This window comes from uncultured Marinobacter sp. (assembly GCF_963974375.1).
Classification (GTDB): Bacteria; Pseudomonadota; Gammaproteobacteria; order Pseudomonadales; family Oleiphilaceae; genus Marinobacter.
Genome location: NZ_CAXBDN010000261.1, coordinates 1 through 6111, shown reverse-complemented (window position 1 = coordinate 6111; position 6111 = coordinate 1). Strand labels below are relative to the sequence as shown.

The window sequence follows — 6111 nt, the reverse complement described above, 5'->3', positions numbered from 1 at the left end:
CCACCTTGCCATCGCCGGACAGGCCGACCCATTCAATCCGGTCGCCGTGAACATCACGCCAGCCTTGGGTGAACAGACCCTGCTTGGAGAAGTTGTCCTTCGAGTCGAGGATCAGCACCTTGGAACGGGGCTTGTGCTGACTCAGGTAATGGGCCACCAGGCTGGCACGCTCGTAGGGGCCTGGGGGGCAGCGGAACGGGTTGGCAGGTGCGCTGAGCACGAACAGGCCGCCGTCGTCCATGGCTTCCAGTTGTTTGCGCAGCAGACGGGTCTGGTCACCAGCTTTCCATGCGTGGGGCACTAGTTCTGCAGCCGCCTCGTCGTAGCCTTCGATGGCGTTCCAGCGAATGTCGATACCCGGTGAAAGCAGCAGTTTTTCATAGCTGATGGAGCCGCCATCCCCCAGACTTACCTTGCGGGACACCGGATCGACGTCCTGTGCCGTGGTATGCAGAACCCTGACGCCCATCTGACGCAGTTCGTCGTAATTATGGCCGATGCTCTCCATGGTCCGCATGCCAGCCAGGTGCAGGTTGGAGAACGGGCAGGTGTAGAACACCTTGTTGGGTTCAATCAGGGTGACGTCGAGATTGGGGGCACTACGCTTCAGGTATTTGGCCGCGGTAGCGCCACCAAAACCGCCACCCACCACCACAACGCGGGCCGACAGGTTGCGGTTGTTGGTGCCGCCGAGGCTGCTGCAGGCACCCAGTAAGGGCAGAGTGGAAGCCGCCCCCATCAGTTTCAGAAGATCACGACGGGACGAGTTCAGGCGCTTGGCATTATCAGTGGAATTGGTCATGGTCTGCGTTTCTTTTTAAGGGCTGTCGTAAACGAAATCAGCGGTTGCTGCTGCCGGAGCCAATGTTGGCAAAGTGCTCGGCCAGTGCTGTCAGCTCGCCGTCGGAATAGCCTTTGGCGATGCGGTTCATCACCGTGGCGCGACTATTCTCGTCATGCTTGAAGCCCAGCAACTGGGTCTCAAGGGCGCTTGCAGGGCGATTCGCAATGGCAGGAATGGCTCCGGCCAGCTTGCCATCAGTACCGTGGCAATTAGCACAGGAAGCGGCCAGCAGACGAGTCTGATCGGACGAGGGGTTGCTGTCGGCAGCAACAGGCAGTGCAACGAAAAGCAAAGCCAGGGACAGGGCGGTTCTGGTTATCATTAGGCTATCCACCGGATGGTTTATGGGCATACATAAACGCCACTCTAGTCGCACCACGGCAAAAGACGCCAATAATAAGACGACATAATTTATGCAAATTAGCTATATGGCCGCAGTAGCGCTCATAACCCGTGGAATAACCACCCTGGCAGGCGCCGCGGTCAGCCAAACAGTTCCTGCAATTTTTCGCCGGGTTCCGGTGCCCGCATAAAGGACTCACCCACCAGGAAACCATAAATGCCCCGGCTGGTCATGGCCTCTACGTCATCGCGGGTCATGATGCCGCTTTCGGTCACGGCCAGACGGTCGGCGCCGATCCGCTCATGGAGATCGTATGTGGTATCGAGAGACACGTCGAAGGTGTGCAGGTTACGGTTATTGATGCCCATCAGCGGTGTGCGCAGGGTGAGGGCGTCGTCCATTTCCTCGCCGTCGTGCACCTCCACCAGTACGTCCAGGCCGATTTCAAGGGCAATGCCTTCAAGCTCCTGCAACTGATTTCTGGTAAGGCAGGCCGCTATCAAAAGAATGCAGTCGGCCCCGATAGCCCTGCTTTCGTAGATCTGGTAGGGCGCCACCATGAAATCCTTGCGGATCACCGGCAGGCTGCAGGCGTTGCGGGCCGCCACCAGGTAATCCTCGTGACCCTGGAAAAAATCCTTGTCGGTCAGCACCGACAGGCAGGTGGCACCGCCTTTCTCGTAACTTTCGGCAATGGCTGGCGGATCAAACGGATCCCGCAGAATCCCCTTGCTGGGCGATGCCTTCTTGATTTCCGCGATCACCGCTGGCCGCTGTTGCCCGATCCGCTCAGCCATGGCTGCAGCAAACCCCCGCGCTGGCGGCTGATCGCCGGCTCTGGCCCTGAGATCGGCAAGTGAGGCTGCCCCCTTGCGCTGATCAATTTCCTGCCATTTGCGCTCGACGATCTTGCGCAGGATGGTGGGGGTGCGATCGTTGTGTCGGTCAGTCATGGTGTTCGCCAGTATAAGTTCGTTGAAAATGACTCAGTGTTTACTTCAGTCAAAACAGTGGGAAAAATCCGCCAATTCCGACATTTTCCCAGCGGCCAGTCCGCTGCCCATGGCGTCCAGGGCCATGTCCACACCCGCTTTGGGTGTTCTTGCCAGACCGGCAATGTAGATCGCAACGCCGGCATTAAGCGCAATAATGTCCCTCGCCTTTTCGGCGATATCATCGTGGCCACGGCCAAAGGCGGCCCGGATCAGGGCCAGCGACTCGTCCGACGTTTCCACACTCAGACCCGCCAGGGTCTGGCTCTTGATGCCCAGGTCTTCCGGGGTGATTTCGTATTCGGTGATGGCGCCGTCTTTCAGTTCTGCCACATGGGTGGGGCTGGCCAGGCTGATCTCATCGAGGCCGTCTTTGGCGCATACCACCATGATGTGCTCGGAGCCAAGCCGCTGCAGCACTTCCGCCATGGGCCGGCAGAGTTCTTTGGTGAACACGCCCAGCAGCTGTCGTTTGACGCCGGCAGGATTGGTCATGGGGCCGAGAATGTTGAAAATGGTGCGACAGCCCAGCTCCTTGCGCGGGCCGATGGCGTGTTTCATGGCACCATGATGAGCCGGTGCAAACATGAAGCCGACACCAATCTGCTCGACACAGCGGGCCACCTGTTCCGGGGTCATGTTCAGGTTGATGCCGGCCTTTTCAATCAGGTCGGCGCTGCCACTGCTGGACGACACCGCCCGGTTACCGTGTTTGGCCACAAAACCACCGGCGGCGGCCACCACAAAGGAAGCCGCCGACGATATGTTGAACAGATTGGCGCCATCACCACCGGTGCCCACAATATCTACCAGCGGCTCCGCCTTGATGTCCACTTTGGTGGCCAGTTCACGCATCACTTCGGTGGCACCGGTAATTTCGTCAATCGTCTCGCTTTTCAGCCGCAGGCCCATCAGGAAGGCACCGATCTGAGCGTCGGTGGCCTCGCCCTTCATGACGATGCTCATCACCTGCTTCATCTCTTCCCGGCTCAGATCCAGGTTGCCGGCGATCCGGTTCAGTGCTGCTTTCATGTCCATGGTCTGATGGGCCTCTTTTTTGCCTGCGGATTGTTTGTCTAACCTGGTAAATAGCTGTCCTGCTTTGGCTAGCTCTAAACTTCTAATGTACGGTCCCCGGGTGGTGGGGCTTTCTCCGCCGCAAAGAGGGGACTCCTGTCGCCCGCTTTGCTACCGCGACGTCCTGTCGCTGCTCCGAAAGCCCCACCACCCAGAGACCTCCAGCATTTTAGAAGGCTTACCTGACTCAGGCGTGACCTAAAGTCTGGTTTTTCTTTCAAAAGGTGCCAAACACCCAGAGTGAGTCCAGCAATGAGGTCGGGGTGGGGGATTATTTTTCCAGACCGTCTGCAGCCAGGGATGGCTGCAGCCGAGCCCTACAGGGACGTACTCGCGGGCGTGTCTGGAAAAATGATACCGCTCCCCGGCCGGTGCCAAGCCGACCTCCGGAATAAAAGGGCCTAAATCTCAGGACTCCAAAAAGTTCCGAAGCAACTCATGCCCCTGCTCAGTCATAATAGACTCCGGATGAAACTGCACCCCCTCGATGTTCAGAGTCTTGTGGCGAACACCCATGATTTCCTCCACCGAGCCATCCTCATTGCGGGTCCAGGCAGTCACTTCCAGGCAGTCCGGTAGCGTATTCTTGTCGATCACCAGACTGTGATAGCGGGTCGCTTGCAACGGATTACTCAGCCCCCGGAAAACCCCCAGATTCTCGTGATAAACCGGTGACACCTTGCCATGCATCACCCGCCCGGCGCGGATGATATCGCCGCCGTAGACCTGGCCGATGGCCTGGTGACCCAGACAGATACCCAGGATGGGCAACTTGCCGGCAAAATGACGAATCGCCTCCATGGAAATACCCGCCTGATTCGGCGTGCAGGGGCCGGGTGAAATCACCAGCCGCTCCGGCTTCAATGCCTCGATCTCCCGGACCGTAATCTCATCATTACGGTACACCTGCACATCGGCACCCAGCTCTGCCAGATACTGCACCACGTTGTAGGTGAAGGAATCGTAGTTGTCGATCATCAGTAACATACGGCGCGTAACCTCTGGATTTTTATGGTGCTGCTCTCGCTCAATGTCACTTGATACCCTCCTTGGTGCCCGCTTTTTCCGTTGCTTGAATTGCGCACCGGTCGGTGATTATCCATCGCGCAGCCTCGGCCATCAACCCGCTTTCTTGTATCTCTTGGCGCACTCGTCCAGCCAGTCGTCAACCTCAGACTCAACCCACCGGGATGCGCAGCCCAACTTTACCGGTGAGGGAAATTTCGGATCACCATTCTTTGCCAGGTCATAAACTGCCGACTTTTTCAGCTTCACTTTGTCCATGACCTCTTTCAGCGTCAACATCTGCTTACTCATACCTCACCCCACTCCAACAAAGCCTCATCCCACTGCGCCAGTATCGGCGTAACCTGGCTCAGCACTTTCTTTCCCATGTCCGTGAGCGTCGTCCGGCTGTCTCTGCCGGCCCCCGGCCGCGTCACCAGTTCACCCCCGAACGCCTTCTCAAGTCGGTCCAGCCGGTAGCGCACCTTCTGGCAGTGACAGCCGAGAATCACACCAGCGCGATTCAATCCAATGCCTTCACCGATCAGCTCAAGGGCTTTGAGGTCGAGTATCTGGATGTGTGCGAAGGCTGTGTTCATTGATCACCTCCCCGCTCAATGTCATCGGCTTCAGATCGAAGGCGTTGGGCTTCATTTTTGAGGCTGCGCCCAGGGTTATCGGGGTTTACTTTATCCCACATATCCTCCACCGCCTCGGCCTGCTTGCGGAGTAGCCACGCATCAGAGCCATCATCAACACACTTTTCAAGCTCCGCCACTCTTGTCTGGGCCTGCTCAAGTCTTCTTGCCGCTTCTCCGATAACCAAATCTGCATCCCTGTCACACTCTGCCGGGATTCGCATTGTGAACTCTCTGCCCTGACTCTCACGACCACCTGCAACGGCATCTGAGAGCTCCTTAAGTCTCGCTATAATTACATCAAGCGGAACGTCCGCGCTGTTTTGGTATTTAGTGCTCATCACCTGGGCCCTCCTGTGGTTCGCGAATCTCAACTTCGCCAAATCTCACGCAAAAATGATTTCCTGACGCTGCGTGCTCAAAAACAAAAATCTGATCCGTCGCAAACAACAACTGCACTTTGACCCACGATGCCCTCCACTTGACTCCATTACTCCGTATTTCGCACCGATCTCCTACCTCCGGTATGTATGCAGAAAACATCACTCGCCCTCCTGCTTGGGTGGTTGTGGTGCGGCAGCAAGTTGGGCGATAACTTCATAGATGCATGCGGTCGTACTATGCCCAGCACCATCTAGATCACCGTTCTCTAGGGCTGACGCGTAGTTTTCAAGCATGTCAATGGCGACTTCGATGCTCTCCGGCTCCGCATCACCCTGAGCGCGGGCGGCTACGGCGTCCACTTTGGGCCAACACTCATCGCAGGCATGCAGGTGCCGCTCGTCGCCCTTGGAATAGTGCCAGGGCATATAGTCCATAGCCTTGCCGCAGCTATCGCAGTCGGGGTAGGCGTCCTGTTCGCCGTTGTGGGGGTGGGTGTAGAGCCAGTCCCGGAGCTGCTTCATTTCCTCGTTTCGGTAGAGCGAAGTCACGTAAATATGGGGGAGGCGCAAGTTGTGGCCGTTGGCCCTCAGGTAGTCTTGCGCTCCCGCTTCTGTAAAGCAGGCGGTAACGAACTCGTCCACGGTTTTCAGTGCCAGCCTGCGCCACCCCGTCTCGCCTTCATCATCCGTCAGCGTGATTTCGTCTTCTGTCCAGAAATCACTATCAGTATCGTCACGCAAATCTTCGAGCGTTTCGGCTGTTTCTGCGTCGGGCTCCTGCCCCCCATCCCCGACCCAGGCAATCCGGTCATGGTCGTAGTCTTCGGCA

Annotated in this window: 9 protein-coding genes; all 9 read right to left on the bottom strand. The window is 57.5% G+C overall.

Annotated elements, in window-relative coordinates; translation table 11 throughout:
• Window positions 1-802: FAD/NAD(P)-binding oxidoreductase (locus AAC035_RS17640; protein WP_339806404.1), on the bottom strand; the 802-nt coding region annotated here is incomplete at its 3' end.
• Between the two features lie 37 nt (window positions 803-839).
• Window positions 840-1166 (bottom strand): c-type cytochrome, encoded by a 327-nt coding sequence (locus tag AAC035_RS17635; protein WP_339806403.1) that lies wholly within the window; start codon window positions 1164-1166, stop codon window positions 840-842.
• A gap of 161 nt (window positions 1167-1327) precedes the next feature.
• Window positions 1328-2140, bottom strand: a complete 813-nt coding sequence (trpC, locus tag AAC035_RS17630; protein WP_339806402.1) for an indole-3-glycerol phosphate synthase TrpC — start codon at window positions 2138-2140, stop codon at window positions 1328-1330.
• Between the two features lie 45 nt (window positions 2141-2185).
• Window positions 2186-3217, bottom strand: a complete 1032-nt coding sequence (gene trpD, locus AAC035_RS17625; protein WP_339806401.1) for an anthranilate phosphoribosyltransferase — start codon at window positions 3215-3217, stop codon at window positions 2186-2188.
• Window positions 3218-3664: 447 nt separating this feature from the next.
• Window positions 3665-4243, bottom strand: a complete 579-nt coding sequence (locus AAC035_RS17620; RefSeq protein ID WP_339806400.1) for an aminodeoxychorismate/anthranilate synthase component II — start codon at window positions 4241-4243, stop codon at window positions 3665-3667.
• A 132-nt stretch (window positions 4244-4375) separates the two neighbouring features.
• A complete protein-coding gene (locus AAC035_RS17615) occupies window positions 4376-4573 on the bottom strand; it encodes an AlpA family phage regulatory protein (protein ID WP_339806399.1) in 198 nt (65 codons plus the stop codon).
• Entirely contained in the window at window positions 4570-4860 is a 291-nt protein-coding gene (locus AAC035_RS17610) for a hypothetical protein (RefSeq protein ID WP_339806398.1), read from the bottom strand. Before AAC035_RS17610 ends, AAC035_RS17615 begins: the two co-directional genes overlap by 4 nt.
• Window positions 4857-5240, bottom strand: a complete 384-nt coding sequence (locus tag AAC035_RS17605; RefSeq protein ID WP_339806397.1) for a hypothetical protein — start codon at window positions 5238-5240, stop codon at window positions 4857-4859. Before AAC035_RS17605 ends, AAC035_RS17610 begins: the two co-directional genes overlap by 4 nt.
• Window positions 5241-5441: 201 nt before the next feature.
• A partial coding sequence (locus AAC035_RS17600) for a hypothetical protein (protein WP_339806395.1) occupies window positions 5442-6111 on the bottom strand: 670 nt, incomplete at its 5' end.